This window comes from Micromonospora sp. 050-3 (genome assembly GCF_046549335.1).
GTDB lineage: Bacteria > Actinomycetota > Actinomycetes > Mycobacteriales > Micromonosporaceae > Micromonospora > Micromonospora trifolii.
This window is the reverse complement of record NZ_JAJPVX010000004.1, coordinates 1-26355: the sequence shown is the minus strand read 5'-3', so window position 1 is coordinate 26355 and position 26355 is coordinate 1. Positions and strand designations below refer to the sequence as shown.

Annotated in this window: 25 protein-coding genes and 1 tRNA gene; 12 read left to right on the top strand and 14 right to left on the bottom strand. The window is 71.3% G+C overall.

Going from position 1 to position 26355, the window contains the following annotated elements; translation table 11 throughout:
- Window positions 1-30 precede the first annotated feature (30 nt).
- Together ACLJOK_RS32270 and ACLJOK_RS32265 are read right to left on the bottom strand one after the other, a co-directional pair.
- Window positions 31-1044, bottom strand: coding sequence for a hypothetical protein (locus ACLJOK_RS32270; protein ID WP_410822266.1), 1014 nt, complete (start codon window positions 1042-1044; stop codon window positions 31-33).
- The gene (locus ACLJOK_RS32265; protein WP_410822265.1) at window positions 1041-1388 is read right to left on the bottom strand and encodes a PadR family transcriptional regulator; all 348 of its coding nucleotides are present in this window, start codon (window positions 1386-1388) and stop codon (window positions 1041-1043) included. Before ACLJOK_RS32265 ends, ACLJOK_RS32270 begins: the two co-directional genes overlap by 4 nt.
- A 97-nt stretch (window positions 1389-1485) precedes the next feature.
- Here ACLJOK_RS32265 and ACLJOK_RS32260 point away from each other — a divergent pair, with 97 nt between their 5' ends.
- The gene (locus tag ACLJOK_RS32260) at window positions 1486-1923 is read left to right on the top strand and encodes a DUF3592 domain-containing protein (RefSeq protein WP_410822264.1); all 438 of its coding nucleotides are present in this window, start codon (window positions 1486-1488) and stop codon (window positions 1921-1923) included.
- A gap of 28 nt (window positions 1924-1951) precedes the next feature.
- Here the strand turns inward: ACLJOK_RS32260 and ACLJOK_RS32255 are convergent, their stop codons facing one another.
- A complete protein-coding gene (locus ACLJOK_RS32255; RefSeq protein WP_410822263.1) occupies window positions 1952-3160 on the bottom strand; it encodes a hypothetical protein in 1209 nt (402 codons plus the stop codon).
- Complete coding sequence (locus ACLJOK_RS32250) at window positions 3157-4098, bottom strand: transporter substrate-binding domain-containing protein (protein ID WP_410822261.1); 942 nt, start codon at window positions 4096-4098, stop codon at window positions 3157-3159. Before ACLJOK_RS32250 ends, ACLJOK_RS32255 begins: the two co-directional genes overlap by 4 nt.
- Before the next feature lie 177 nt (window positions 4099-4275).
- Between ACLJOK_RS32250 and ACLJOK_RS32245 the strand changes: the two genes are divergently transcribed.
- Window positions 4276-4608, top strand: a complete 333-nt coding sequence (locus ACLJOK_RS32245) for a hypothetical protein (RefSeq protein WP_146754555.1) — start codon at window positions 4276-4278, stop codon at window positions 4606-4608.
- On the opposite strand, the gene ACLJOK_RS32240 is transcribed toward ACLJOK_RS32245, so the two are convergent.
- The 7 genes from ACLJOK_RS32240 to ACLJOK_RS32210 form a co-directional block, all read right to left on the bottom strand.
- Window positions 4595-6091 carry a serine/threonine-protein kinase gene (locus ACLJOK_RS32240; protein ID WP_410822260.1) on the bottom strand — a complete coding sequence of 499 codons (1497 nt, stop codon included), beginning with the start codon at window positions 6089-6091 and terminating at the stop codon, window positions 4595-4597. The two genes, ACLJOK_RS32245 and ACLJOK_RS32240, sit on opposite strands and share 14 nt — an antisense overlap.
- A 30-nt stretch (window positions 6092-6121) precedes the next feature.
- Window positions 6122-6625, bottom strand: coding sequence for a hypothetical protein (locus ACLJOK_RS32235; protein ID WP_410822259.1), 504 nt, complete (start codon window positions 6623-6625; stop codon window positions 6122-6124).
- Between the two features lie 213 nt (window positions 6626-6838).
- Complete coding sequence (locus ACLJOK_RS32230; RefSeq protein WP_410822258.1) at window positions 6839-10486, bottom strand: adenylate/guanylate cyclase domain-containing protein; 3648 nt, start codon at window positions 10484-10486, stop codon at window positions 6839-6841.
- Window positions 10483-11319, bottom strand: coding sequence for an MBL fold metallo-hydrolase (locus ACLJOK_RS32225; RefSeq protein ID WP_410822257.1), 837 nt, complete (start codon window positions 11317-11319; stop codon window positions 10483-10485). The genes ACLJOK_RS32230 and ACLJOK_RS32225 overlap by 4 nt, the downstream gene beginning before the upstream one ends.
- 123 nt (window positions 11320-11442) lie before the next feature.
- The gene (locus tag ACLJOK_RS32220) at window positions 11443-11904 is read right to left on the bottom strand and encodes a RidA family protein (RefSeq protein WP_410822256.1); all 462 of its coding nucleotides are present in this window, start codon (window positions 11902-11904) and stop codon (window positions 11443-11445) included.
- Window positions 11901-12056, bottom strand: coding sequence for a DUF4177 domain-containing protein (locus ACLJOK_RS32215; RefSeq protein ID WP_007466198.1), 156 nt, complete (start codon window positions 12054-12056; stop codon window positions 11901-11903). The genes ACLJOK_RS32220 and ACLJOK_RS32215 overlap by 4 nt, the downstream gene beginning before the upstream one ends.
- Before the next feature lie 44 nt (window positions 12057-12100).
- The gene (locus ACLJOK_RS32210; RefSeq protein ID WP_410822255.1) at window positions 12101-12583 is read right to left on the bottom strand and encodes a hypothetical protein; all 483 of its coding nucleotides are present in this window, start codon (window positions 12581-12583) and stop codon (window positions 12101-12103) included.
- Between the two features lie 575 nt (window positions 12584-13158).
- On the opposite strand from ACLJOK_RS32210, the gene ACLJOK_RS32205 reads away from it, so the two are divergent.
- The 3 genes from ACLJOK_RS32205 to ACLJOK_RS32195 are packed head-to-tail and all read left to right on the top strand — an operon-like array spanning window position 13159 to window position 15964.
- Window positions 13159-13755 carry a hypothetical protein gene (locus ACLJOK_RS32205; protein WP_410822418.1) on the top strand — a complete coding sequence of 199 codons (597 nt, stop codon included), beginning with the start codon at window positions 13159-13161 and terminating at the stop codon, window positions 13753-13755.
- A gap of 26 nt (window positions 13756-13781) precedes the next feature.
- Window positions 13782-14759: an ArsA-related P-loop ATPase gene (locus ACLJOK_RS32200; RefSeq protein ID WP_410822254.1), complete on the top strand. Its 978-nt coding sequence runs from the start codon at window positions 13782-13784 to the stop codon at window positions 14757-14759.
- A 53-nt stretch (window positions 14760-14812) separates the two neighbouring features.
- The gene (locus tag ACLJOK_RS32195; protein ID WP_410822253.1) at window positions 14813-15964 is read left to right on the top strand and encodes an ArsA family ATPase; all 1152 of its coding nucleotides are present in this window, start codon (window positions 14813-14815) and stop codon (window positions 15962-15964) included.
- Between the two features lie 6 nt (window positions 15965-15970).
- Here the strand turns inward: ACLJOK_RS32195 and ACLJOK_RS32190 are convergent, their stop codons facing one another.
- Complete coding sequence (locus ACLJOK_RS32190; RefSeq protein WP_030328078.1) at window positions 15971-16291, bottom strand: WhiB family transcriptional regulator; 321 nt, start codon at window positions 16289-16291, stop codon at window positions 15971-15973.
- Between the two features lie 407 nt (window positions 16292-16698).
- Here ACLJOK_RS32190 and ACLJOK_RS32185 point away from each other — a divergent pair, with 407 nt between their 5' ends.
- Window positions 16699-19113 (top strand): penicillin-binding protein, encoded by a 2415-nt coding sequence (locus ACLJOK_RS32185; protein WP_410822252.1) that lies wholly within the window; start codon window positions 16699-16701, stop codon window positions 19111-19113.
- A 112-nt stretch (window positions 19114-19225) separates the two neighbouring features.
- On the opposite strand, the gene ACLJOK_RS32180 is transcribed toward ACLJOK_RS32185, so the two are convergent.
- Window positions 19226-19681 carry a GatB/YqeY domain-containing protein gene (locus tag ACLJOK_RS32180; protein WP_410822251.1) on the bottom strand — a complete coding sequence of 152 codons (456 nt, stop codon included), beginning with the start codon at window positions 19679-19681 and terminating at the stop codon, window positions 19226-19228.
- Between the two features lie 25 nt (window positions 19682-19706).
- On the opposite strand from ACLJOK_RS32180, the gene ACLJOK_RS32175 reads away from it, so the two are divergent.
- The 5 genes from ACLJOK_RS32175 to ACLJOK_RS32155 all read left to right on the top strand — a co-directional run bounded on the left by ACLJOK_RS32175 (window position 19707) and on the right by ACLJOK_RS32155 (window position 23979).
- The gene (locus tag ACLJOK_RS32175) at window positions 19707-20600 is read left to right on the top strand and encodes a metallophosphoesterase (RefSeq protein WP_410822250.1); all 894 of its coding nucleotides are present in this window, start codon (window positions 19707-19709) and stop codon (window positions 20598-20600) included.
- Between the two features lie 100 nt (window positions 20601-20700).
- Window positions 20701-20777: transfer RNA gene (locus tag ACLJOK_RS32170), tRNA-Pro, on the top strand.
- A gap of 212 nt (window positions 20778-20989) precedes the next feature.
- Window positions 20990-21556, top strand: a complete 567-nt coding sequence (locus tag ACLJOK_RS32165; RefSeq protein ID WP_410822249.1) for a SigE family RNA polymerase sigma factor — start codon at window positions 20990-20992, stop codon at window positions 21554-21556.
- Window positions 21553-23004: a hypothetical protein gene (locus ACLJOK_RS32160; protein WP_410822248.1), complete on the top strand. Its 1452-nt coding sequence runs from the start codon at window positions 21553-21555 to the stop codon at window positions 23002-23004. Before ACLJOK_RS32165 ends, ACLJOK_RS32160 begins: the two co-directional genes overlap by 4 nt.
- Before the next feature lie 150 nt (window positions 23005-23154).
- Complete coding sequence (locus ACLJOK_RS32155) at window positions 23155-23979, top strand: class I SAM-dependent methyltransferase (RefSeq protein WP_410822247.1); 825 nt, start codon at window positions 23155-23157, stop codon at window positions 23977-23979.
- 40 nt (window positions 23980-24019) lie between these two features.
- On the opposite strand, the gene ACLJOK_RS32150 is transcribed toward ACLJOK_RS32155, so the two are convergent.
- Complete coding sequence (locus ACLJOK_RS32150; protein ID WP_410822246.1) at window positions 24020-24493, bottom strand: hypothetical protein; 474 nt, start codon at window positions 24491-24493, stop codon at window positions 24020-24022.
- Between the two features lie 150 nt (window positions 24494-24643).
- Between ACLJOK_RS32150 and ACLJOK_RS32145 the strand changes: the two genes are divergently transcribed.
- Window positions 24644-25927 (top strand): MFS transporter, encoded by a 1284-nt coding sequence (locus tag ACLJOK_RS32145; protein ID WP_410822245.1) that lies wholly within the window; start codon window positions 24644-24646, stop codon window positions 25925-25927.
- The last annotated feature ends 428 nt before the right edge of the window (window positions 25928-26355 follow it).

Here is a 26355-nt window from a genome sequence, read left to right as displayed (position 1 = left end):
ACCGAGTCGATCCCGCGTGGCGCGGCCGCCTCACGCTCCTTGGCTGCCCGGCCGCTCCCGGTGGTGCAGGACCGCCACGGCCACCGCGAAGAACAGCGCAGGCGTCAGCGCCAACACCAGCCACTGCGCCGGGGTGAGCGCAGCGAGGACACCGTCGTGGGAGGGGCGCTCCAGGAACGTCCCAGTGGTGCCGAGCCCCACCCGAGTGAGCAGCAGCGTGGCAGCCACCGGAACCACAAGCGCGAGCAGGCGCCGCCGTAACACCGCCGGCGTCGACAGGATGGCAAGGGCGAAGAGTAGGTATCCCGCCGTCAGCAGGATTGCCTCGATCCGGCCGGGGGCGGCGGTGAAGATCAACGTGCCGTAAACGGGAGTCGTCGAGTCATCAGCACCAGTCACCTGGGCGATGCTCGGAGCACCGACGCTGACCAGCGTCGCCGCCGCCAGCGTGCCGAGCCGCCAGCGCGCGAGGAAAGCCGTCGCGGAACGGGGAGCACGGACGGCGAGCACCAGCGGAACCATCGCGGCGAGCACGGCGGGCCAGAGATTGCGCACCGTGGAATATTGCCCGTAATCCTCGGCGACCCGCACCACCTCGAACGCCGCGCAACAGACGGCGATCGCGGCTGCTGCCCGGCCCCACCCGAACACGGCCGACACCGCCACGGTGAGCCACAGCAGCGCCACGAAACCGACCGGCCAGAGGACGAACGGTTCTCCTAACCCCTCGGGATAGCTGTCCGCGAACATGGCGAGGTGCAGCACCGGAACGCGCGCATCCCGCACGAACAACATCAACGCCGCGATCAGGCCGAGCGCCTGTGCCGCCTCCCGCCACGCATCGCCCGAGAATCGCGCACCAGCCTGGCGGACATGCGCGTGCAACGCCCCGCCGAGCAGGGCGAGCACGTCTCGCGGCACAGGCCTGCGCTGGCCCGGTGACGCGTCGTCCAGCAGCACCCCGATCAGCTCGTCCTCGTACTGCCGACGGTAGGCGCGGGGATAACAGGCCAGCAGCCACCGGTAACCGTGTTCCAACGTCATGCCGCACCCCCGTCGACGATGAGACCGGCGCGGCGCAGTCGCACGCTCGCCGCGTCGGCGTTGCTCCGCAGACGCGCCGACTCCTCGGCCAGGCGTTGCGCCCCCGACGCCGTGAGTCGGTAGTAGCGGCGCAACCTGGACTGCACCTGCTCCTCGCGCTCGATGTCGATGAGGCCCTCGGTCCGCAGCCGGTCGAGGGCCGCATAAAGGGTGCCGGCGCGCAGGTCGACCCGCCCATCGGAGATCTGGCGGACCTCCTCGAGGACGGCGTAACCGTGCCGTGGAGCCTCGACGAGCGCGGTAAGGATCAGATAGGTGGACTCGTGCAGGGAAGCCTTCGCCATTGCCGCAGCATATACCGTGCGACTGTATATACGGCAGCGGTCTCGCCGCGATTCCTATCGTGTTTACCGGCCCGCCCCGCCGGACATGGAGAGCGGCATGGATCTGCTGCGAACCCGTCGCCCGCCGGCACCATTGTTCGCCGGGCTCGGCCTCGTCGTCGTCATCGGCTTCGCCATCGCCGCCTGGACGGTGTGGAGCAACGACAAGGCGCTACAGGATCGGGGAGTGCAGGCCACCGCCCAGGTCGTCAAGGTCAACAAGGGCCGTATCCACGTCGAGTTCGAGACCCCGGACGGGCGGCGGGCGCAGACGCTTGTCGGTCAGGGCGACGAGCCTCCGGGTGCTGCTCCGGCGGTGGGCGACGAGATTCCGATCGTCTACGACCCGCAGGACCCGGAGGCGGAGGTGGCCGACCGCCGCGCTCCGCAGAACCACAGCACCGCCTACCTGCTCGCCGGGGTCGCGGCCTTCGCGGCGGTCAGCGTGCCGCTGGCCACCGTCGCGCTCGTGCGGGCCAACCGCCGGGCACGGTAGGCGACGCGCTGCCCTCCTCAGACGGGCGTCAGGCCGGGGTACGGCAGGCGGCGTCGATGCGGTGGACCGGGCGGACCCGACGACCCATGCCCTCCAACAGCGAATCCTCGACGTGGAAGTCGTGAATGCGCAGTTGGTGGCGGGGCAACTCCTCCTCGCTCGGGCAGAGCACCTGGGCGCGGACCAGACCGACCGGAACGTACCGGACGCCGCCCCGCTCCTGAAGGATCACCATGTTGACGTCGTCGGTGGTGACCACGTGTCCGCGTACGTCCTCGGTGGGCCCACTCTCCGGGCCCACCGTGGTGACTGTCAGCGGCAACACCGGTGTGGTGATCACCGGCACCGCGGCCCAGATCAAGGTGGCCAGCACCGCCACCTCGGTCACCGACGCGAGCGGTCGGATCACCATGCCCGGCAGCGGCCCCGCGATGAACAGGGCCAGCAGCGGAGGCACCACGATGAGCACTAGCACCAGCCACTCGTCGCCCTGCCGCATCGCGTCGCGCATCGTGGGCAGCATCAGCCAGCCGTACCCGGCCAGCAGCGCGCCGATCAGCAGCAGCCGAGGCACCACCCGCTCGTGCAGCCGCCCCGGGCGCAGTTGGAACGCGGCCACGAACGCCGGCAACAGCAGCGGAAGGTAGAGCAACGGCCAGGTGATCAGGGCTAGCAGGAAGCTGGCCAGCACCACCCAGGCCGGGGTGATGTCGGCCCAGCGGGCGAAGAGTGGGCGGCGACGGGTGCCCGGCGGAAGCCGATCCGCGCTGACGGCCAGCACCGCGCCGAGCGCGAAGACGGCGACCAGCCCGGTGGAGAGCAGCCGGGCCGCAGTGGTCAGGAACCCGGCGAGCAGGTTGACCGGCCCGACGTTGGCCACCAGCAGCAGCGTGGTTTGGAGCTCCCCGCCGGCCTCCACACCGAGGCGGAGCACCGAGAAGATCGCCGGTACGCCCACCACTGCCGTCCAGAACGACTGGCTGGCGCGGGCGCGGCGCTCCGCCGGATCCCAACGGACCCGCCCGGGCTCGACCGCGGCGACGACCGGCTCGGCCGGTTCGGCTACCGGCACGGCAGCCGGCCAAGCAACCCCACCTTCCGCGCCGGCCGGCGGACGATCGACGGCCGGCGACGCTGCGGCCGTACCGTCGATTGTCGACGCGGCGCCGCCGGGCACTGACGTGCGGGGCGGCGGGACCGGCCCGTCGCCGCCGGTGGCGGTCGGCGCCGCGCTCACTTCGCGGGTGCCTTGTCGTCGAAGTCGACAAGCTTCGGCACCTCCAGCGGCTGCGGCTGGCGCTTCTCGGCCTTCAGCCAGGGGCCCAGGGTCCGGTTGTACGCGGTCTGCCAGGGGGTCGCCTGATCGTCGCGCCCCTGCTGGTAGCTCTTCTGCAGGAAGAACGCGACCAGGTCGCGCAGGGCGGGATCACCGATCGGCACGCCGATGCCCAGCAACTCGCTGGTGCCGAAGGGCATGTCGACGATCTCGAACTCCTTCGGGTGGCGCGCCAGGAAACCGGCGAGGATCGTCTCGTCGGAGCTGACCGCGTCGTAGCGGCCCGTTCGGATGCCGGCGACGCAGTCCCCAACGGTCTTCACGACCAGCGCCTTGACCTGGTGGCTCCCCAGCTCCGCCTCGGAGGTGGAGCCGCCGCTCGTGCAGATCTTGTAGTCCGGGTTACGGAGGTCCTCAATCGTGCTGATCTTGCCTTTCAGCCGGGCCGGCACCATCACCTCCTGCGTGGTGACGAAGTACGGCCCCGCGAAGCTCACCACCTTCTTGCGCTCCTCGGTGATGGAGAAGCTGGACACCACGAGGTCGACAGTCCCGCCCTGTAGCGCGGGGATCCGTTCCTCGGTGGCCACCGGTACGAACTCCAGCCGCTGATCCCCCTCGTAGCCAAGGGAGGCCGCGATGTATCGGGCGATCTCGACGTCGAAGCCGACCGGCTTGCCGTTGCGCAGCTCGCTCATCAACGGCTCGTTGGTGGCGACACCGACCCGCAGTTTCGACTGACCGTAGATATGCGTCTCGCGCATCTTCTCCTGCACGGAAGGCAGGTCCGGTTCCCTCCGGCTGTCGCAACCGGCTGCGGCGGCGAGCACGAGAGTGAGAGCGACCGCCAGCGTCGACGCGATCGAGCGGAGCCGGAACTGCGAACTGCCTGAGTTCATGGGCGACCTCGCTGCCGGAAGAGCCTGCGGAACACCGAGAGTAGCCGTTCTTGTCGAATCCGTGTGGATGCGATGATCCATGTCGAGTGGGCCGCTCGGATCGACGCCCATCGGCGCGGCGGTCGGCTCTGCGGTTGACAGTCGGCCTCGTCACGACATGCTGGACAGGTGAGCCGATTGTCCAGACCCGATGCGCGCACGGTCGCTGTGCTCGCGGCGTTGGGAGCCCTTGCGCCGCTGGTCATGCTGGTCGTGTGGCGCCGACAGGACCTCCTCGGCGTGGTTCTCGCGCTACTCTGCGTGCTAATGACCATGATTGCCGGGGTGGCGGTCTCCGCCGCTCGCCAGGTCGACGATCCCGAGCCGGCGGACCGGTCGGCTGCCCTCGGGCCGCCCGAGCTGATGCCGTACGGGATCGACGCGGACACCCTCGACGCCCTGGACCCCCGAGACGCGTTGCGTGCGGTGCGTGACCGCCGACGCGGGTCGAACGGGCTCAGCGGCCGGTGAGCGTGGGTGCGGATAGCGCGTCCACGCCGCGGCCCGCCAGACACCGGTAGGTCCGGTCGATGCTGCCGTCGATCGGCGGTAGCACCTCCAGGTGCCATCCGGTCGCCTCGGCGATCCCGGTGGTCAACCGGAACGTCGTGGCGCTGCACACCTGACGCACCGGCTCGGCGGCGGCCACCTCGTCGTAGTCGGCCCTGACCAGCGACACCGGCAGGATGCCCTCGGCGTACGTCTCCCAGGTGTGTCGGCCGGCGCAGGACAGCCGAGCCGCCTCGGCGCGGCTGCCACGGATCCGCATCGGACCGAAGCACTCCAGCTCGGGCAGACACCGGGCACCCTCGGGCAGGGCGGTGGGTGCACCGGTGCCGGTCGCGCAGCCGGGCAACGGCCCGGTCGCCGGTGCGGCGATCTGGGTGGCCGACGGGTACGGGGCGGGTGGTGGCGCCCGGTCGGCGACCCAGGCCCCGGCGGTCGCGGAGGCGGCGAGCGCGAGCACCCCGGCGCCGCCGAAGAGCCAGCGCCGCCAACGCCGACCGGCGGGAACCGCTCGCTGGGTGTCCTCGATGGGCGATCGGGGCACCGGCTGGCTGGCCGCGTACGGGCCGGAGAGCGTCGCGGCACCGCTGACCGGAGCGCCGCTGACAGGTGTCGCCGGCGAGCCGAGGGGCAGGCTGGTGAGCAGGTCGTGCAACTCCAGGGCCGACGGGCGCTCGCCCGGATCGTTGGCCATGCCCACGCGCAGCACGTCGATCAGCTCGTCCGGAACCCCGGGTAGGGCGGGAAGCGGCTGGTTGAACATCTCCAGCACGGTGACCAGGCTGGGGTTGCGCTCGGACTGCCAGCGCGGCGGCCGGCCGTGCATCACCGCGTAGAGGGTGGCGCAGAGCGCGTACACGTCGACGGCCGGCGACGGCGGGCTGTGGCTGAACATCTCCGGCGGCGCGTACGCCGGGGTGAGCACCTCCAGGGTGACCGAGGCGTCCCGGTGCTCGGCGAGGACGGCGAGCCCGAAGTCGGCGAGCACCGCCGAGTTGAAGGGCGAGTAGAGGATGTTGGCCGGTTTCACGTCCCGGTGCAGCACCCCGGCGGCGTGCGAGTGGGCCAGCGCGTCCGCGATCTTGATGCCGAGGTCGCGGGCCTCCACCGGGCCGAGCGGCGAGTGGCGCATCCGTTCGGCGTACGAGCCGTCGCAGAGCTCCATGATCAGGTAGGGGTGCTGATCGACGGTGACCCCCACGTCGAAGAGGTCCACCACGTGCGGGTGGGACGACATCCGGCCAGCCGCCCGCGCCTCGCGCAGGAACCGGGCCTGATCCCGCTCGCTGTCCAGCGTCCGGTTCTCCACCTTGACGGCGACCTCACGACCCACGGAGATCTGGGTGGCCTGGTAGACGGTCGCGTACCCGCCCCGGGCAAAGACCCGCAAATCAGTCAGGCCGGGCACGATCGGCACTGGCAGGCCGCCGGTCGGGGTGTCGGTCACCGCTCGAAAATACCCAACCCGACCGATGGCTCAGCGCACCGCGTCCGCCGGAGCCGCACCGGCGGGACCGGTACCCTCCTCGGCGACCGCAGTCGTCCCGACACCCTCGGACGATCCGACCCCGCCGGCCGGGATGCCCCGGCGGGCGTCCAGACGCAGACCGATGGCGGTGGCCACGGCTCCCAAGCCTTCCCACGCCGCCACCCCGAAGAACCGGTCGGGAGCGATGTCGGCCAGCACCGCGATGGTGAACACGGTGAACGTGACCAGCCGGAAGACCACTGTGAACCGGTAGAACGCCCGCCACTCGGTCACCGTGGCGAGCAGGTAGTAGACGCCCATGTTGAACGCCGCCATCGAGGACGCCAGCAGGAACGTCCCGGTGTGGTCACCGACGGCTCGCGTCGCCGGCACCTCGAAGCCGAGCATGCGTAGCTGCGCCTCCGGCCAGAGCAGCCCAACCGCGCCCATCACCAGCGCCAACACGCCGAAGACCGCGATGGTCCAGCCCGCGATGGATCGCGGCAGCTTCATGAAGGGCCTCCCCAGGCACGGCGACGGTCACCACTGTGGACCCGTACGCGGTGGTGACACGCTAGCCGCTCACCCCGACCACCACATCCCCAGAACCGGCAAACTGCCCGCCCTGGTTCACGTTGATCAAGAGATTTCGGTCATCGAAGACCCGATTGCTGACGCAAACCTCTTGATCAACAGCGGAGGGTGAGGGGTGGGGCAGCGAAGGCGCTAGACCAGGGCGGTCAGGCGGGTGTGGAGGGCGTCGGCTGCGGCGCGTTCGCTGCGCTGCTCGGTGGCGTACGCCAGGCGGACCGCCTCCTGCGCACAGGACAGCGCCTCCGCCGGGCGACCGCAGGCGGCCAACGCCTCGGCCAGCACACGCGCCGCGATCACCTGGCTGCGCACGTCCTCGGCCGGTGCGGTGACCGCCCGGCGGGCCCAGTCCAACGCCTGCTCCCGCTGACCGTGCGCGAGCAGCGCCGCAGCGTACTGGGCCATCGTCTGGCGGCGGGAGAAGAGCAGTGAGGGTGCGTTCGCGGCGGCCGTGGCCACCGGGGCGAGCAGCCCGACCGCGGTAGCCGAGTCGCCGGCGGCGAGACGGGCCGTCGCCAGCAACACCCGGGGCGCCACCTGCGCCGGGGCCTGCGGGTTGTGGGGCTCCACGGCGGTCAGCACCGCGCGGGCCACCCGCTCGGCCGTCTCGCAGTCGCCCATGTCCAACGCGACGAAGCCACGCAGTGTGCCGGCCATCCCGGTGAGCAGCGGATGCGAGGTGCGCTCCGCGTACGCCAGGGCGTCGGTGAGCAGGTCCGCCGCGTGCTCCGGCTCACCCAACCCGCGTGCCACCACCGCCCTGACCACCAGGGCGAACCCACGCCCCCAGTCGTCGGACGCGGCGGCGAACTCCCGGTACGCCCGCCGGGCCTCCCGGTCCGCCTCGGCCAGGTCACCCAGCTCAGCCGTGGCGAACGCCGCCACCGCGCGCAACGTGCCCACCGCCCACGCCTCACCGACCCGCTCGCCGAACGGCAGGAACACCTGCGCCATCCGACACGCCTCGCGCAGCCGGCCGGCGAGCAGCCGGGCGAACGCCGTGGTGCCGCGCAGCCAGGCCCGCCCGTACGGGTCCTTCAGCTCGGCGAAGAGCCGGGCGGCCCGGCCGAGCACCGCGTCGGTGCCGGCGAAGTCACCCCGGGTGGTGGTCACCCAGGCCAGGTTCTGCAGGGACCACGCCTGCCCGCGTCGGTCCTGCGCGCCGAGGCTGACCTGGTACGCGGCCGCCAACCGGCTGCTCGCCTGACTCAGCCGCCCCGCCACGAAGTCGGCCATGCCGAGCCGGCGCATCGCCGTGGCGCGCTGCGTGGGCAGCCGACCCTCGGTGGCCACCTGCAACGCCTCCTGCCAGGCGGTCACCGCCCGGGCCTGGTCGCCGAGGGTCTCCTGGGCCTGCCCCGCCAACAGCAGGGCGCTGACCCGGGTGACCTCGTCCCCCGCGTTCGCGGCGATCTTCTCGGCGTACGCCAACGCGTCGGAGACTCGGCCGACCTGGAGCAACGCCCGCGCGTGCACCACCCGATCGACTGCCGGCACTCCGTCGCGGGCCAGTTCGGTGGCGCGCTCGGCGTACTCGACGGCCATTGCCGGCTCACCGGCGGAGAGCAACCGGCGGGCGGCCCGACCGAGCGCGGCGACGCCGAGCGGAACGACAGCCCGGGCCGGCGCGTCCGGGCGCAGCTTCACCGCGTCGGCAAGCGTGGCGGCCCGCTCGACGTGCATCGCCACGAAGTCGTCCCGGGCCTCGTCGGTGAACCCGCCCACAGCGCTGGGCGTGGTCTCGTCCGCCGGTGCCGCCCAGCGGGCCAGCGCGGCGTGCCGCTCGGCCAACTCGGCCTTGCTCACCCCGGCGTACGCGGCCTCCCGCATGAGCGGGGTGGCGAACGAGTAACCGGCACGCGAGCGGTGCAGCATGCGGCGTTGCAGCAACTCCTCGACCGCCCGGTCGAGCTCGACAGCGACCACTGCCGACGGCCGGCCGTCGCGACCGCCGCGCTGTTCCCGCATCGCCTCCAACGCGCCGGTCGGCACCGTGTCACCGGTGACCGCGGCGTCGCGCAACACCGACCGGGCGTCCGGCGGCAACGCGTCGATCCGGGCCGCCAGCACGGCGGCGAGGTCCCGGGAGAGCAGCCGGCTGCCCAACGAACCGGGCACCAACCGCCAGCCGGTCGACCCGCTCTGCTCCCGTTCGCCGGAGCCCGGCCGCTCCGCGGCGGCACCCCGCGCCGAGGCGGCGCCGCGCACCGATTCGGTGGTGAGCGCTCCCCGCTCGATCAGCAGGGTGACCAGCTCGGCCAGGTAGAACGGATTGCCCTGCGCGGTGGCGAGCAACCTGTCGGTGTCGGCCTGCGGCAACTTGCCGCCACCGAGGTAGGTCGTGAGCAGCCGGGCCGCGTCGGCACCGCGCAGCGGCGGCAGCGAGTGCACCTCGGCGTCCGCGACCCGGGTCAGCGCGCCAGCGGTACGCACCAACTCGGGGCGGCCGAGCAGCAGCACCAGCACGGGGCCGGTGAGCCTGGACAGGGTCAAACCGAGGGCACTGATCGTCTCGGCGGTGGCGTCGTGCAGGTCGTCCACCACGATCACCAGCGGCGCCTCCGAGGCGAGACCGCTGAGCAGGTCGGCGACAGCGTTCGGCACCACCTCGGCGTCCGCGGCCGGAGTGCCCGATCCGCCCCACTCGCCGCTGTCGGTGCCTCCGTGCGCTGGGAGTTCGGCGTAGCCGAGCAGGGCGAGCAGCTGCTCCGTGGCGATCGGCGGTGTCTCCGCACCGGAGCGGGCGAGCCGCTGCCCGAGCCGGCGCAGCCGCTCCTCGACCGCCGGGCGGGTCAGCGCTGTGGACGCGTCGCTGGGCAGGCCGACGGCGGCCCGCACCAGGTCGGCCAGGGGCGCGAGCCGTCGCCGCTCTCCGAACGCGGCACAGCGCACCGAGAGCACCCGGGCCCCGGTGTGCGCCGCGTACCGGCCAGCACCGACGTCGTACCCGGCGGCGAGGCGCTCCACCTCGGCGGCGAACCGGGACTTGCCGATGCCCGCCTCGGCGGTCATCAGCAGCACCCGTGGGTCGCCCTGGTCGATCACCTCGGCGAGCCGGCCGGCGACCCGACCGATCTCCGTCTCCCGGCCGACGTACGGCGCCTCGTCGCCGAGCCCCGAGCGGGTGCCCGGCGCGTCCAGCAGACCCAGCAGCTCGTACGCCTCGACCGGCTCACGCTTGCCCTTGAGCCGCAGCGGGCGCAGCGCCCGCCAGGAGGCGACGTGCCTGGTGGCCGCGGCGGTGCGTCCACCGGCGTAGACGGCTCCCACAGCCGCGGCGTCGGCGAGCCGGGCCGCGGTGTTCACAGTGTCGCCGATGACCGTGTATTCGATGGCGGCCTGGATGCCCGCGATGACGTCGCCGGTGTTCAGCCCGACCCGCAGCCCGAGCGGGGCGCCGCCGCCCCGCTCGTCGTCGAGCACCCGGCGGACGGCCCGTTGCATGGACAGGGCGGCCCGGACGGCGCGTTCGGCGTCGTCCTCGTGCGCCACCGGGGCGCCGAAGACCGCCATGATGCCGTCACCGGTCAGCTTGTCGACGTGCCCGCCGAACGTCTTCACCGCACCGGCGAGGGCGGCGAGCACCCGGTCGGTGACCGCGCCGACGCGTTCCGGGTCGAGGTCCTCCGACCAGGAGGTGAACTCGGAGAGGTCACCGAAGAGCACGGTGACCACCCGGCGCTCGGCCGCCGGCAACGTGGCGGCGGCCGGCAGCGCGGCGCCACAGTTGTGGCAGAACCGCGCGCCGGGAACGGCAACGGTTCCACACACGGGGCAGGTCACATGTGCTCCAACCCACTGACCCCGGGCGCGGATTCCCCGGTGTCGACGCCCAGATACTCCAACTGGGCCCGGACCGACCATTCGGCCGCCCACCAGAGCGAGCGGTCCACGTCCGCGTAGACCGCCGCCACCACGTCCGCAGGGGTGTGGGCACCGGCGGCGACCGCCGCCCGGACCTGATCGAGCCGGGCCTGGCGGTGGGCGAGGTAGAAGTCGGCAGCGGCGGCGCAGTCGGCCAGCGCCGGGCCGTGTCCGGGCAGCGCCGGGATCCCCCGGTACGCGGACAGCAACTCCAGGCTGCTCAGGTAGTCACCGAGGTGCCCGTCCGGGTGGGCGACCACGGTGGTGCCCCGGCCGAGGATGGTGTCACCGGTGAGCACCACCCGCTCGTCGTCGTGTTCGACCAGGAAGCAGACCGAGTCGGCGGTGTGCCCCGGAGTCTCCAGCAGACGGACCGTCAGACCGAAGCCGCCGAAGTGCTCGCCCGGCTCGGTCAGCGGCTCGCCGCCGATGGTGTGCGCCGGGTCGACGGCGAGCACGTGCACGCCGCCGAGCAGCTCACTCAGCCGGGCTGCACCCTCGGTGTGGTCGGCGTGGCCGTGGGTGATCAGGATCAGCCCGACCGGGCCGTGCTCGGCGATCCGGGTCAGGTGCCCCTCGTCCGCCGGCCCGGGGTCGACCACGATGCCGGACTCGGCCGCCGGGGCGCGCAGCACCCAGGTGTTGGTGCCGTCGAGGGTCATCGGCCCCGGGTTCGGCGCACGCAGCAGTGAAACCCAGCGGGGTAACTCGTCGGCAAGCGCCGCCACCGCCCCCGTCACGTGCCCGCTCATGGCTGCGATCGTACGACCCCGCCCGCCACACCCCACGATCTTGCACTTGCGGCCCCTGATTCATCCCCGTTCAGGGCTTTCGTCCGAGCAGAAAGTGCAAGATCGCGGGGCGGTGAGGACGCGTCAGGCGACCTCGACGATCAGCTCGATCTCCACCGGGGCATCCAGGGGCAGCTCGGCCACGCCCACCGCGCTGCGCGCGTGTCGGCCGGCCTCCCCGAAGACGGTGCCGAAGAGGTCGGAGGCACCGTTGATCACGGCGGGCTGACCGGTGAAGCCGGGCGCGGAGGCCACGAAACCGGTCACCTTGACCACCTTGACCACGTTCTCCATGCCGACCAGCGAGTCGACAGCGGCCAGCGCGTTCAGCGCACACCGCTGGGCCAGGTCCTTCGCCTGCTCGGCGGAGATCCCGGCGCCGACCTTGCCGGTCGCCAGCAACTTGCCCTCGGCCATCGGCAACTGGCCGGAAACGTACACGTGCTGCCCGGACTGCACGGCCGGGACGTAGCTGGCCACCGGCGGCACGACCTCGGGCAGTTCGAGACCCAGCTCGGCGAGCTTCGCGTGCGGACCGTTGCTCACGCCTTCGGCCGCTTCAGGTAGGCGACCAGCTGGTCCGGATTCGGGCCGGGGACCACGGCGACGAGCTCCCACCCGTCCTCGCCCCAGTTGTCGAGGATCTGCTTGGTCGCGTGGACCAGCAGCGGGACCGTGGAGTATTCCCACTTCTGCATCGCTGAAGGGCTCCCTCTCGGTGCGGAATTGTTCGAGGGACAGCCTACGGTCCGCTGGCCGGACGAGGTACGGGACGCTGCTCCGGCGCGGCCGGCAGCTCCCCGCAGCGCCCTTCGTGCTCGTACCCCTGGGGGCAGCGGGACCGGTCGGGCAGCAGCAGGTCACAGAAGACCCGGTGCCTGTTGTTCTGGTCGTCGGCGTTGGAGACGGTGGTCTCGCCGGCGTCCAACTCGGGCAGGAAGCCCAGGGACACCGCAACCCGGCCGGCCAGCACTGTCGCCGCCGCCAGGTTCGGCACCCGGATCGGCAGGTGGATGACGAAGCCCGGCTCGTCGTCCTCGCGGGTCCGCTCGGCGGGCTGGCTCGGCACCCGGGCCGTCTCCGCCTGCTCCGGCATCCGGCGGTACGACCGTTCGTTGATCGGCTGGTTGGTGACCTGCCCGCCGGCCTCGACCACGGACCCGGCCCGGCGGGGCCGGTCGTTCGTCGGGAACTGGGTGCGAGGGATGTTGTCCGCGTCGCGCATGTACTGCCTCCGGTCGTACCTCTCGGACCATGCTTCCGGCCCGGACCCATTCGTCCGTTCCGGCCCCCGCACCGGGACGAAGGTAGGTCTGTGGCCACGGTCCCGCCAACAGGACGCGCACAAGAGGTCACCAACAGTCACATATGCGACACACCGCAGGTCGGGGGCCTGACACCGAAACCGACGCGGGTACCGCTCACCGGATCGCTGGGTCGCCCGACAGGCAGGGGCGACACCGATGGGGTCATCGACCGCTACCCTTCCGGTCGGACGGTCGCGCTGCGCCCGGCCGCCCGCTCGATCACGCTCGGCGCCAGGGGTGGCGGCGGGCGCCGCACCCCTGGGGGAACGACATGACCCACCCGCCCAGCGGCGACCAGGCCGGCACACCCGCTCACCCGCCGGCCCACCCGGATCCCGCCGGTCAGCCCGGCGCGCCGGCCATCCCCAGCCAGCCAACCCCCGCTCCACCACCCGGGCAGCTCGCCCTCCCCGCCTCTCCCGCCCAGCCGGCGCTCTCCGCCGCCCCCACCTCACCGGCCTTCCCCGGGCAGCACACCGGCTCCAGCCAGCCGGTGTTCCCCGGCCAGCCCGCCGGCCCCAGTCAGCCGGAGGGGCCTGGCGGGCCCACCTCGGCCGCCGCACCGACGCAGCCGGGCGCCCCGAACCCCTCGTCGATCCCCCCGGCCCCACCGGCCTACCCGCCGTATCAGGGCACGGCCGAGCCGAAGAAGAAGCGCGGTCTGCTGATCGCGGCGATCGCCCTGGTCGTGATCATGGTGCTCTGCGTGGGCGGCGGGGTGGTGGCCTTCCTGACCCTGCGCGATACCGAGAGCGGCGAGGGCGCCAAGGAGCCGGCGGTCGCCGTTGACGAGTTCCTCACAGCGGTCTACAAGGATCGCGACGCGACCAAGGCGGCCAGTCGCGTCTGCGCCGCCTCCCGCGACGACGACAAGATCGCCGCGAAGGTGGCCGAGGTGGAGAAGTACGCCTCCACCTACCAGAACCCCCGCTTCCGGTGGACCACCCCGAAGGTGGACAACCAGACCGGGGAACGGGCCACCGTCTCCACCCGGCTCACCATGACCACCGCCGACGAGAAGGTCGCCGACCAGGAGTTGCGCTTCACTGTGGTGCAGAAGACGGGTTGGTGGGTCTGCGAGGTCGCCTGACCGCCCAGCCTGGATAGGCTCGACGGGTGTGTGCAGCTGAGCGTCCGATCGACCCGGCCGGTACCGGATGGCCCGCCCGTCTCCATGTGGTGACCGGCAAGGGCGGCACCGGTAAGACCAGCGTGGCCGCGGCGCTGGCCCTCGCGCTCGCCGCTGGTGGCCGGCGCACCCTGCTGGTCGAGGTCGAGGGGCGGCAGGGCATCGCCCAGCTGTTCGGCATCGAACCGCTGCCCTACGAGGAGCGGCACCTCGCCGACGCGCCAGACGGCGGTGAGGTGCGCGCGCTCGCTGTGGACGCCGAGGAGGCGTTGCTCGAGTACCTGGACATGTTCTACAAACTGGGCGCGGCGGGCCGGGCACTACGCAAGCTCGGCGCCATCGACTTCGCCACCACCATCGCGCCCGGCCTGCGGGACGTCCTCCTCACCGGCAAGGTGAAGGAGGCCACCACCCGCACCACCGGGCAGCGGCGCGCGTACGACGCGGTGGTGCTGGACGCCCCGCCGACCGGGCGGATCGGCCGGTTCCTCAACGTGACGGCGGAGACCGCCCGGCTGGCCAAGGTGGGCCCGATCAAGACCCAGAGCGAGGGGGTCGCCGCGTTGCTGCGGTCCCCGATGACAGCGGTACACGTGGTCACGCTGCTGGAGGAGATGCCGATTCAGGAAACGGTCGACGCGATCGCCGACCTGACCGCCCTCGGCTTCGGCGTCGGGAAGGTGCTCGTCAACGGAGTCCGGCCCCCGCTGCCCGCAGGACCTGCGGTCACCGCTGCGGAGTTGAAGCGCGGGCTGGTCGCCGCCGGGCTGCCGGCCGATCGGGACATCGTGTCCGGACTGCACGATGAGGCGCGTGACCAGCTCATCCGGCGCGAACTGGAGGATTCGCTCCGCGCCGACCTGGTGGAGTTGGGGCTGCCGATGATCGAGCTGCCGTTGCTGCCCGACGGGGTGGATCGGGCAGGGCTCGCGACGCTGGCCCAAGCCCTCGTCCGCGCCGAATGACTCACACCTGAGCGCAGCACGGGCGCGCGGACCCACCGGCCCGATACGCTCGATTGGTGCCTTCCGAAGACGCGGCGCCGCAGCTGGACGTCGACCAGATCCTCGCCGACCCCGGCGTGCGGATCGTCGTGTGCTGCGGTGCCGGCGGAGTGGGAAAGACGACCACGGCCGCGGCGCTGGCGCTGCGGGCTGCCGAGCACCACGGCCGGCGCACTGTGGTGCTCACCATCGACCCGGCCCGCCGGCTGGCCCAGTCGCTCGGCCTGACCGAGCTGGACAACACCCCTCGCCAGGTCAAGGGGATCGACGTCGAGAGCAGCGGCGGCGAGTTGCACGCCATGATGCTGGACATGAAGCGCACCTTCGACGACGTGGTGTTGCAGCACACCGACCCGACGAAGGCCGCGGAGATCTTCGCGAACCCGTTCTACCAGGCGATGAGTTCGACCTTCGCCGGCACGCAGGAATACATGGCGATGGAGAAGCTGGGTCAGCTGCACGCCCGGGGCGAGTGGGACTTGATCGTGGTGGACACTCCACCGTCCCGCTCGGCACTGGACTTCCTGGACGCGCCGGCTCGGCTCTCCCGTTTCCTCGACGGCCGGATGCTGCGACTCCTGCTGGCCCCGGCGCGCAGCGGTGGCCGGAGCATGTTCAGCCTGGTCACGGCCTCGTTCGGAATGTTCTCGAAGGTGGTGCAGAAGGTGCTCGGCGCGCAGCTGCTCACCGACCTGTCCGGCTTCGTGGCCGCACTGGATTCGATGTTCGGTGGTTTCCGGCAGCGCGCCGAGCAGACGTACCGCATCCTTCAGGCTCGGGAGACGGCCTTCCTGCTGGTCGCGACGCCGGAGCCGGACGCGGTCCGGGAGGCCGCCTACTTCGCGGGCCGGCTGCGGGACGAGCGGATGCCGCTGGCCGGCCTGGTGCTCAACCGGGTGCACCGCCCTGCGGTCCCGGAGCTGGACGCCGAGCAGAGCCGGGTCGCCGCGGAGCGGCTGACCGAGCTGGGTGGACATGAGGCCACCGCCGACGTGCTGCGGGCGCACGCGGCTCTGGCTCGCCAGGCGGTACGCGAGCAGCAGGTCGCCGCGCGCTTCACCGAGGCGTTCCCGGCCGTGCCGGCGGTTTCGGTCACGGCGCAGCCCGCCGACGTACACGACGTCGACGGGCTACGGACGATCGGCGCGGCGATCAGCCGGCCGTGACCGGCGTCAGTTGGCCGCGCTGACGAGAATCTTGTCCTTGCCGGCCTTGTCCTTGCTGTTCTTCTTCATCGCGGCCTCGAACATCTTGCGCCAGCTCGTCACCTGCGGGTGACGACGCAGGAGCGCCCGCCGTTCGCGTTCGGTCATGCCGCCCCACACACCGAACTCGATCCGGTTGTCCAGCGCGTCGGCCAGGCACTCGTACCGAACAGGGCAGCTCCGGCAGATCCGCTTCGCCACGTTCTGTTCGGCGCCCTGTACGAACAACGCGTCCGGGTCCCCGTTCTGACATGCCGCAAGCGACGGCCAGTCAGTGATCATGCCCATGTGTACACGTCCCCCCTTGCAGTACCTACCGACCTCGTCGATGCACGTCAGCCGGCAATTCCCCCCGATCGTCCGGCCTGCCTTCCCCAAGGCGGCGCGGACGACATGTGGCGCTGTCGCCGCCCCCATCATGCTCTGTAGTCGACTGATTACGCAACGTTGTCGACGAAATCCATCATTCCGGACACTCCCGGCTTCCCGGGCCTTCGACCGCCGGTTACCCCGCCGAGGTCGGCGATAACGCTGCGCCGCCTCTCCGAATCGGAGGAGACTCACGCCGGGTCACACGCAACCAAGTACCGGGGGTCGTGCGTTTAGCACAACGAGGGCAGCGCGCGCAGGAAATGGGGAAAGAACGCCCCAGCGCCCCTCGTCCCCTACTCGCGTACCATGCCGAGGTGACCTGGATGCGGAAACGTGACCACAATGTGCTGACCAACGCCGCATCGCTACTCGTGTGCGGCCTGCTGGCCGGCGTGGTGGTCGCTGCGGCGGCCTTCCCCGCGGTAGCGATGTCCGGCCTGGCCGCGAAGGCCGGCGCCGAGACATTCGGTGCCCTGCCCACGGAGCTGACGGTGGCCCGCGCGCCACAGATCAGCTACCTGCTGGCCTCGGACGCCAAGACGCCGCTCGCGACGATGTACGACGAGAACCGGCGGGACGTGAAACTCGCCGACATCTCGCCGTTCATGCAGAAGGCCATCATCGCGGCCGAGGACCATGACTTCTACAAGCACAACGGCGTCGACATCAACGGTGTCGCCCGCGCGTTCGTCAACAACCAGAGCGAGGGCTCCGGCCGGCAGGGCGCCTCGACGCTGACCATGCAGTACGTCCGGCTGGCCATCGCCTACTCGGCCACCCACCCGGCGGACGTCGTCGCGGCCACCGAGGACACCAGCGCCCGCAAGCTGCGCGAGATGCGGCTGGCCCTCCAGGTCGACAAGGAGTTCTCCAAGGACGAGATCCTCACCCGCTACCTCAACCTCGCCGCGTTCGGCAACGGCGCGTACGGCATCTACGCCGCCAGCCAGGTCTACTTCGGCAAGCCGCCGAGCAAGCTCAAGATCGAAGAGGCGGCGCTGCTGGCCGGCATGGTCAAGGCACCGACGACGAACGACCCGACCACCGAGCTCGGCTTCCCGCGCGCACTGGAGCGACGTGACTACGTCATCCAGAACATGGTCGACATCAAGGCCATCACCCAGCAGGAGGCCGACGCCGCCAAGGCCGTCGACCTGGTGGTGAAGGACAAGCGCACCCCGAACGGCTGCGTCGCCGCCAACGTCAACGAGTGGGGCTTCTTCTGCGACTACTTCTACCGCTGGTGGATGGATCAGGAGACGTTCGGCTCGACCAAATACGACCGGGAGCGCCGGCTGAAGAGCGGCGGCTACAACGTCGTGACCTCGATCGACGTCCAGGCGCAGCGCGCCGCGGACAAGGCGGTCCGTAAGGCCAAGAGCGTGAACAGCAAGGAAGCGGCGATGGTCGCGGTGATCGAGCCGGGCACCGGCCGGGTGCGGGCGCTCGCGGTCAACCGGCAGTTCAAGCTCGACGACCCGAAGAACCCGAAGAACAAGATCTCCAGCGATCCCGCGAAGAGCAAGAAGAAGATCCGGGGCAACTACCCGGCGACGGTCAACCCGCTGCTCACCGGCGGCGACGGCATCACCGGCTACCAGGCCGGGTCGACGTTCAAGATGTTCACCATCGTCGCGGCGCTGGAGAAGGGCATCCCGCTCGGCCACACGATCAACGCTCAGAAGCAGTTCCGGTCGGAATACATCATCCGGCCTGGCCCGGCGGCCTGCCCGGGGACCAACCTCTACTGCCCCACCAACTCGACCGAGAGCATGGCCGGCGTACACAACATGTGGAGCGCGTTCGGCCGGTCGGTGAACACCTACTTCGTGCCGCTCCAGCAGCAGGTCGGCGCCGAGAACGTGGTCAAGGCCGCCAAGCGGCTGGGCATCAACTTCCGCTCCGAGGAAGATCTGACCCTGGAGAAGGGCGCGCACCAGTGGGGCGCCTTCACCCTGGGCGTCTCGCAGACCACCCCGCTGGACCTGGCCAACGCCTACGCCACCCTGGCCGCGGACGGCAAGTACTGCGAACCGATCCCGGTGCAGGAGATCCGCGACCCGGAGGGCAACAAGCTGGACATCGCCAACCCGCGCTGCGAGAAGCGGTTCAGCACCGAGGTGGCCCGCGCCGCCGTGGACGCGGCCCGCTGCCCGGTCGGCGACAGGTCGTCGTCCTCCCGGTGCACGGGGGCGACCGCCGGAAACGTGCGCGGCGACGTCGGTTACCCGGTGGCCGGCAAGTCCGGCACCACCGACTCGGAGAAGACCGCCGCACTGGTTGCGATGACCAAGCAGTACGCGGTGGCCGGCATCATGGCCGACCCGGACTGGCCGCAGACCAACGTAGAGATGAAGCACGCGGAGAAGGACGGCATCAACCCGCCGGTCTGGGAGACGCTGCGGGACGCGATGAAGGGCAAGCCGAAGATCCAGTTCGAGCCGCCGGGTCAGAAGATCTCCGAGGGTGACCAGCGCAGCATCCCCGACGTGAAGTGCATTTCGGTGGAGCAGGCGAAGACGCGGCTCAAGGGCGCCGGCTTCGAGCCGACCGTCTCCAGCGCGAGGGTGCCGTCCTCCTGCAAGGCCGGCGAGGCGGCCGGCACCAGCCCGGACGGACGCACGATCAAGAATGGTGTGGTCACCATCGAGGTGAGCAGTGGCGGCGGCACGCCGGGCAACACCAACGGCACTCCGGGCGGCCAACCCGCCAGACCCGGCGGGCGTCCGAACGGCTGAGCCGACGAGTAGGACACAACGGGCGGGCACCCTCAGCGGGTGCCCGCCCGTTTCGTCTGTCCGGATCGGTGAGCGGCGGCAGGACGTTCTGCCGTGCCGCTGATCCGTTGGGTCAGAGACCGAGCTGACGGCGTACCTCGGCGGCCACCCGGCCACCCTCGGCCTGGCCCGCCACCGCGGCCTGGGCTGCCTTCATCGCCGGGCCCATCTGGGCCTTGCCGGTGAAGCCGCCCGCGGAGAGCGCCCCCGACACCAGCTCGGTCAGCTCGGCGTCCGAGAGTTGCTTGGGAAGGTAGCGGTCCAGCACCTCACCCTCGGCGCTCTCCTTCGCGGCCTGCTCGGCGCGCCCGGCGTCGGCGAAGGCGGTGGCCGCCTCCCGACGCTTCTTGGCTTCCTTGGTCAGCACCGCGAGCACCTCGTCATCGGTGAGCTCGCGCTTGGCCTTGCCAGCGACCTCGGCGGTGCCGACGGCGGCCAGGGCCATCCGCAGCGTGGAGGTGGTCAGCTCGTCGCGCGCCTTGAGCGCGGAACGCATGTCGGCAGTGAGGCGGTCCTTCAGCGTGCTCATGGACGGTCAAACTACCCTGAACGCCATGCGAAAGCGCACACTATTCCGGCTCGCCGCCGGAACCGCCACGATCGGCGCGGCCACCCTCGCGTACGCGTCGCTCGTCGAGCGCAACATGTTCACCCTGCGGCGGTACGACGTGCCGGTGCTCCCGGCCGACGCGGAGCCGCTGCGCGTGCTGCACCTGTCGGACCTGCACATGATGCCCGACCAGGCGCGCAAGCAGCGCTGGGTGGCATCGCTGGCCGCGCTCGACCCCGACCTGGTGGTCGTGACCGGCGACAACATGGCGCACCCGGGCGCGGCGCCCGGGGTGCTGCGGGCACTGCAACCACTGCTGGACTACCCGGGCGCGTTCGTGTTCGGCTCCAACGACTACACCGGGCCGGTGTTGAAGAACCCCTTCACCTACTTCCTGCCCGACCGGGAGTACACCGAAGGCGTCGAGCTGCCCTACGAGGAGCTGCGTCAGGTCTTCACCGGCGCCGGCTGGGCCGACCTCAACAACGCCCGGACCATGCTGAAGGCTGGCGGCCGACAGCTCGACCTGATCGGCGTCGACGACCCGCACATCGACCGGGACGACTACCCCTCAGTGGCCGGCGCGGTGTCGTCCTCGGCTGACCTCTCCATCGCGCTGACGCACTCACCCGAGCCACGGGTGCTCGACCAGATGGCGGCGGACGGCTTCGGGCTGCTGCTGGCTGGGCACACCCACGGTGGTCAGGTCTGCGTACCGGGCTACGGGGCGCTGGTGACCAACTGCGGCCTGCCCCGTTCGATGGCGCGCGGTCTGCACCGGTGGCCGGGCTCGGACTCCTGGCTGCACGTCTCCGCCGGCCTCGGCACCCACCCGACCGCCCCGATCCGCTTCGCCTGCCCACCGGAGGCCAGCATCCTCACCCTCATCCCCCGCTGACCGTCTCGCTGCCCGCCCGGCCACGCCGGGCAGGGTCGGGGCGGCAGGGGTACCGAGTTTGACCATCGGGGCGGGTGGGCTACTATTTGTCGGCACGCCTCGGGGTGTGGCGCAGCTTGGTAGCGCGCTTCGTTCGGGACGAAGAGGTCGTCGGTTCGAATCCGGCCACCCCGACCAGAGGTAAGAGGGCACATCCGATTCGTGGATGTGCCCTCCGGCATATCCACGGTCCGCAGCGGCTCCACGTCCCCAGCGGCGACCGCATCCCGCTGGGCGACCTGGCAGCGCCTCGATGATGCCCCTCGGCCCAGTTTCACAGTCTGCTGCCGGCCTTCAACCTTTTGACCCTCGACGGAGTCGTGAGAGGTAACCAATCGAGGCGGGGGCTTATGGCAGCTGACGACGAGCATTTTCGAGAGTTCGTCGAGACGCGCTACATCGATCTCTTGCGCGTGGCGTACCACCTCACCGGCTCGACCCAGGATGCCGAGGATCTGGTGCAGGCCGCGCTGGTGAAGGTGATGCGTCGGTGGCGGCGGGTCGACGACCCGATGGCCTACCTGCGGCGAGTCATGATCAACCAGCACATCAGCGTCTGGCGTCGCCACCGGATGCACGAGGTGGTGACGGCGTTCTTCCCCGAGCGGCCCACCCGCGACATGACCGAGACGGTTACCGAACGGCGCGCTCTCTACGAGGCTATGCGCGCGCTGACACCTCGTACCCGTGCCGTGATCGTGCTTCGGTACGTGGTCGATCTGCCGGAGGCGGAGGTCGCGGCCGCTCTCGGCTGCTCCGTCGGGTCGGTCAAGAGTCGCGCATCACGAGGATTGGCTCGCCTGCGCCTGGCGCTGGCGCCGGATGCGCCCCCGTCGGCACAGTCCCCGACTCCGACACCAACGTCAGCTGATCCAGCACCGACCGGGACGACGAAGATGACGGGGGTAACACCATGACTGTCGACGATGAGCTGAGCCGGGCCCTCGCCGAGTTGAGCAGGACACTGACCCCGCAGCCAGACCCGTACGGCCGAGCGAGGGCGCGATACCGACGGAGCCGGCAGCGACGCCTCGGTGGGCTGGTTCTGGCCCTCGTGGTCTCCGTGGGGAGCACGGCCTTCGCCATCGCCAGCCCGGGCCGGACCACGCAGCCACTTCCGGCCGACCCGTCCGAGTCCATCGCACCCGTGCTGGCGTGGTCGGACCGACTCCTCCAGTCGCCGCCGCGCGGCGCCGTCGCCGGGGACAGCAGCTACGTGCGTCAGCTCTCTGAACAGTTGATGGCCGCCCAACGCCGGGGAGAATTCTCCCGCTTGACGGTGCCGGTGAGCGGGGTCAAGGTCCTCTTCGCCGACGACGTGGACGGCCACCGGGTCGCCCTCGCCGCCTTCGTCCGTAACCAGCCCGATCCGGTCACCGGCTGGCCGAGCGCCGCGGTGTGGCTGGTCGCCGACGAGGGTGCCAGCGCCCAGGAACTGGCCAGCACCGCCTCTATCCGGGGGGTCAGCGACGCTCTGGAACCCTACGAGAGCCTGGCCGTGGACGGCCCGGAGGATGCACACGTGGCGATCGCTCCGGCCGGCTGCGTCTTCCTCAGCTCACCGTTGCCCGACGGGGACACCTTCCGGTGGGCCCCGGAGCCGACCGGGTCCTACCTGGTTCGTACGGCACGCACTCAGCGGCCCGAGTGGTGGCGGGTCGACTGCGGCGAGGTGACTCGCCAGATAACGCCCGGGCCGGGTTCGCTGGCTTCCAAGCCGATCACCGACGCTCAGCTCGCGACGGCGATGTCCCGCGTACGCGGCAGTGTCGAGCAGCAACGTGCCCGGGAGTTGGTGTACCAGTGGGCCCAGTCGGAGGGTTACCGCCTGACCGCCCTTCCGAGCGTGGTGTGGGGCGGGCGCCTCGCTGGCCTCCCCACCGGCCTGGCCGACGACACGTCACCGGCCGCTGGAGAGCCGTCGGTGGAGGACGCCCAGGTGACGGTCCTGGCTGCTCCCGGGGTGGGCGGCGACTGGGTCGGCGAGGTGTCGATCGCCCCCGATCAGCCACGGCCCGACGGTGTGCTCAGCACCGGCACCTCCTTCACCGCGACGGCCGACCCGACCGATCCCGCCGGCGTGCTGGCCGTGTCCATCGACGATGACACCGGCGGCAGCGAGGGCCAGCAGTTCCTGCTCGTGGTGACGCCGGAAGCGGCCACCACTGTGCGCGTCCTGCACGATGGGCAGGAGGTGGCGAGGAGCGCCGTCAGCGGCTCCGGGACGGCCATGCAGGTGCCCCGCCCCACCGCGGGCCTCGTCGTGGAGGCGCTCGACGCTTCCGGCGGGACAATCGCCAGCGGTCAGGTGTCCACGCAGGGCTCCCGGCGGACAACCGAGACCGACACCTGGAACGAGGAGTGATCGCGTCCGGGACGGCCAGCGGCACTGTGACGCCTATCCAACACCGCCGGCCAGCCCTTCAGCTGCCGATATAGGTGTTTCTACCGATCCCCCGAGGGGGTGCCGCCCCTAGCGTCAGTGGCACACCACACTGTCCGAGGGAGACCACCGATGACCATCGCACCCGATCTCATCGCAGTGAAGGCACGCCAGCAGGTGACATGGGCCAGCGGTGACTACGGCGCGGTCGCCGCTCTCATCCACCCGATCTCCGAGCTTCTGGTGACCGCCGCCGACCTGTCGGCCGGCGCCCGCGTACTCGACGTGGCGACCGGGTCCGGCAACGCCGCCATCGCCGCCGCCCGCTGCGGCTGCGTCGTGACCGGCGTCGACTACGTACCCGAACTGTTGGAACGCGGCCAGGCCCGCGCCTCTGCGGAACGACTCCCGGTCACCTTCGTGACCGGCGACGCGGAGCGACTGGCGTACGCCGACGGGGCCTTCGACGCGGTCCTCTCCGTCGTCGGGGTGATGTTCGCGCCCGACCAGGAGCGGGCGGCGGCCGAGCTGGTCCGGGTCTGCCGACCCGGCGGCACTGTGGCGCTGGCGTCCTGGACGCCGCAGGGCTTCATCGGCGACCTGTTCCGCACTGTGGGGCGGCACGTGCCGCCACCGGCGGGGCTGCGCCCGCCGGTGGAGTGGGGCGACGAGGGCCGGATCCGCGAGCTGCTCGGCGCGGCCGTGAGTGAACTGCGGGCGGTACGCCGGGAGTTCGTGTTCCGCTTCGGCACACCTGAGGAGTTCGCCGACTTCTTCCGGGTCAACTACGGGCCGACGTTGAAGGCGTTCGAGGCACTGCCCGAGGAGCGACGCCCGGACCTGCACGCCGATCTGGTGGAGCTGGCCCGCACCCACAACCGCGCCACCGACGCCACGGTGCGCATCCCGGCGGAGTACCTGGAGGTCGTGGCGAAGCGGACCCCCGACCCGGCCTGACGCCCGTCCGCGCCACCCCGTTCGAGGTGGCGCGGGCCGGTCAGTCCTGCCGTTCGGTGCGCTCGATTTCCGCGAACGCGGCGGCCAGGTAGTCGTCCAACGGCACGTTGGTCGCCGTCAACAGGTCGGCCACCAGCAGCGGGGCGTGTCGGGCCAGCGCCGTCGCGTCCGGCGGTGACTCGTCGCCGTCGGGGTCGTACACGCCCAACGCGCCGGCCAGCAGGACAAGCACCACGTGCGGGTCCACATCCGTTCGCCACCGCGTCGACTCCTGCACGCAGTGGGTCAACACCTTGCGGATGTCGTCGCCGGCCAACCCGTCCGGATGGCTCTCCTCCAGCAGCAACCGGACCACCGCGCCGAGCACCAGGCCGGAACGCTCGTCCGCGGCGAGACCGCCGACCGCCTCGTCGTACGCCTGACCGTCGCGTGCCTGGGCGGCGGCGACGGCCGTCGTTGCTGTCCACGCGATGGCGCGGGCGGTAGCGGGCAGATGTCGCCAGGTGCCGGTCATCGAGCCAGCATCGCAGACCCGGCGGACACCAACCGACCGCGATCACGGCGAGTGGATCAACGTGGGATTGGTCACCCGCCGGTCCCGGTGACCGCGAGGCGTGGCCAAAACGGTTCGCGCGGCGTCAGACCCACCGAACAGAATGCCGGCATGCTGCGTCGCGCCCTGCCCCGCCGTTCGGAAGCTCGCCGGATCCTCCTCGGCACTCTGCTGTCGGCGATCGGGCGGGGTCTGACCCTGCCGTTCCTGTTCATCTACCTGACCGACGTACGCGGGCTCACCGACACCCGTGCCGGGCTCGTCATCGGCTGGTACGGCGTTGTCACCCTGGCCCTGTCGCCGCTGGGCGGGACGCTGATCGACCGGATCGGCGCCCGCCGCGTGGTGGTGCCCTGCCTGCTGATCGAGGCGATCGGCACCGGCTCGCTGGCGCTGGTCCACTCGACCGGCTCGGCCCTGCTGGTGATGACGGTGATCGCCATCGGCAGCTCGGCGATCTGGTCCGGACAGAACACCATCCTCGCGTCGTTGACCGACGACGATGAGCGGCAACGCGTCTTCGGGTTGAACTTCGCCCTGCTCAACCTCGGCATCGGCATCGGTGGCATGACCTCCGGCGCGATCGTCGACACCGCCCGGCCCGGCACCTTCCAGGCGATCTACCTGCTGGACGCGGTGACCTACCTGATGCCGGCGCTGATCCTGCTCACCCTGCCCGGCGTGGGCCACCGACTCGGCAAACGTCGAGGGGTCGACGAGCCGTCGGACGGCGGCTACCTGACGGTGCTCCGTGACCGCCCGTTCCGGCGGCTGGTGATCTTCGGGCTGATCCTCACCACCTGCGGCTACGCGCAGGTGGAGGTGGGCTTCGCCGCGTACGCGGTGCGGGTGGCCGAGGTGAACCCCCGGGTGGTGGCCTGGGCGCTCGCGGCCAACACCGTCATGATCGTGCTCGCGCAACTGCTGGTGATCCGCCGGATCGAGGGACGCAGCCGCACCCGGGCGTTGGCCGTGGTGGGAGCGGTGTTCGCCGCCGCCTGGCTGGTCCTCGGCGCAGCCGGCCTTGTCAGTGGTGAGAACGCCGTACTGGCCGCCCTGTGCGTGGTGCTCTGCTCGGCGATCTTCGGCTTCGGCGAGACGATGCTGTCCCCGGTGATGCCCGCACTGACCAACGCCCTGGCCACCGACGAGCTGCGCGGCAGGTACAACGCGATGAGTTCGATGATCTTCGGAATCAGCGGCGTGATCGGCCCAGTGACCGCCGGCCCGCTCATCGGCGCCGCCAACGGCATGGTCTGGGTGGCGACGGTGGTCGGCGGCTGCCTGGTCGCCTCGCTGGTAGCGCTCTCCCTGCGCCGGCTGCTCACCACCGAGCAGGACGGCCTGGCGGCGACCACCCCGGCATCCCCCACCCCCACGCCCGCCCCCGCCTGACCTCGATCGCCCCCTCCGCACCCCGCACCCCGCACCCCGCACCAAGATCCGAGCAACTTCCCGGAAGGTGGTGCCTCGGGCGCGCGGGAGACAGCAACATCCGGGAAGTTGCTCGGATCTTCCTCATCGACCTCGTCATTGATCTTGTCGCTGACCAAGATCGCGCTCAATCCTGGATGTAGTGGCATCCCCGCGCGCCGATGCCACTACATCCATGTTCGAGCGCGATCTTGCCGCGCGGGCCGACGCAGGGCGCGGGCCGGCGGGGCCTGGGACGGGTCGGCGGGGTCGGCAACGGGTCGCGGGGTCGGCAACGGGTCGCGGGGTCGGCAACGGGTCGCGGGGTCGGCAACGGGTCGCGGGGTCGGCAACGGGTCGCGGGGTCGGCAACGGGTCGCGGGGTCGGCAACGGGTCGCGGGGTCGGCAA

Coding starts and splice junctions, on each gene's coding strand:
- ACLJOK_RS32175 (WP_410822250.1), top strand. CDS start 19,707: ATGCGAAAGCGCACACTATTCCGGCTCGCCGCCGGAACCGCCACGATC.
- ACLJOK_RS32145 (WP_410822245.1), top strand. CDS start 24,644: ATGCTGCGTCGCGCCCTGCCCCGCCGTTCGGAAGCTCGCCGGATCCTC.
- ACLJOK_RS32260 (WP_410822264.1), top strand. CDS start 1,486: ATGGATCTGCTGCGAACCCGTCGCCCGCCGGCACCATTGTTCGCCGGG.
- ACLJOK_RS32180 (WP_410822251.1), bottom strand. CDS start 19,681: ATGAGCACGCTGAAGGACCGCCTCACTGCCGACATGCGTTCCGCGCTC.
- ACLJOK_RS32155 (WP_410822247.1), top strand. CDS start 23,155: ATGACCATCGCACCCGATCTCATCGCAGTGAAGGCACGCCAGCAGGTG.
- ACLJOK_RS32270 (WP_410822266.1), bottom strand. CDS start 1,044: ATGACGTTGGAACACGGTTACCGGTGGCTGCTGGCCTGTTATCCCCGC.
- ACLJOK_RS32185 (WP_410822252.1), top strand. CDS start 16,699: ATGCGGAAACGTGACCACAATGTGCTGACCAACGCCGCATCGCTACTC.
- ACLJOK_RS32235 (WP_410822259.1), bottom strand. CDS start 6,625: ATGAAGCTGCCGCGATCCATCGCGGGCTGGACCATCGCGGTCTTCGGC.
- ACLJOK_RS32210 (WP_410822255.1), bottom strand. CDS start 12,583: ATGCGCGACGCGGACAACATCCCTCGCACCCAGTTCCCGACGAACGAC.
- ACLJOK_RS32225 (WP_410822257.1), bottom strand. CDS start 11,319: ATGAGCGGGCACGTGACGGGGGCGGTGGCGGCGCTTGCCGACGAGTTA.
- ACLJOK_RS32165 (WP_410822249.1), top strand. CDS start 20,990: ATGGCAGCTGACGACGAGCATTTTCGAGAGTTCGTCGAGACGCGCTAC.
- ACLJOK_RS32190 (WP_030328078.1), bottom strand. CDS start 16,291: ATGGGCATGATCACTGACTGGCCGTCGCTTGCGGCATGTCAGAACGGG.
- ACLJOK_RS32250 (WP_410822261.1), bottom strand. CDS start 4,098: ATGAACTCAGGCAGTTCGCAGTTCCGGCTCCGCTCGATCGCGTCGACG.
- ACLJOK_RS32150 (WP_410822246.1), bottom strand. CDS start 24,493: ATGACCGGCACCTGGCGACATCTGCCCGCTACCGCCCGCGCCATCGCG.
- ACLJOK_RS32215 (WP_007466198.1), bottom strand. CDS start 12,056: ATGCAGAAGTGGGAATACTCCACGGTCCCGCTGCTGGTCCACGCGACC.
- ACLJOK_RS32265 (WP_410822265.1), bottom strand. CDS start 1,388: ATGGCGAAGGCTTCCCTGCACGAGTCCACCTATCTGATCCTTACCGCG.
- ACLJOK_RS32160 (WP_410822248.1), top strand. CDS start 21,553: ATGACTGTCGACGATGAGCTGAGCCGGGCCCTCGCCGAGTTGAGCAGG.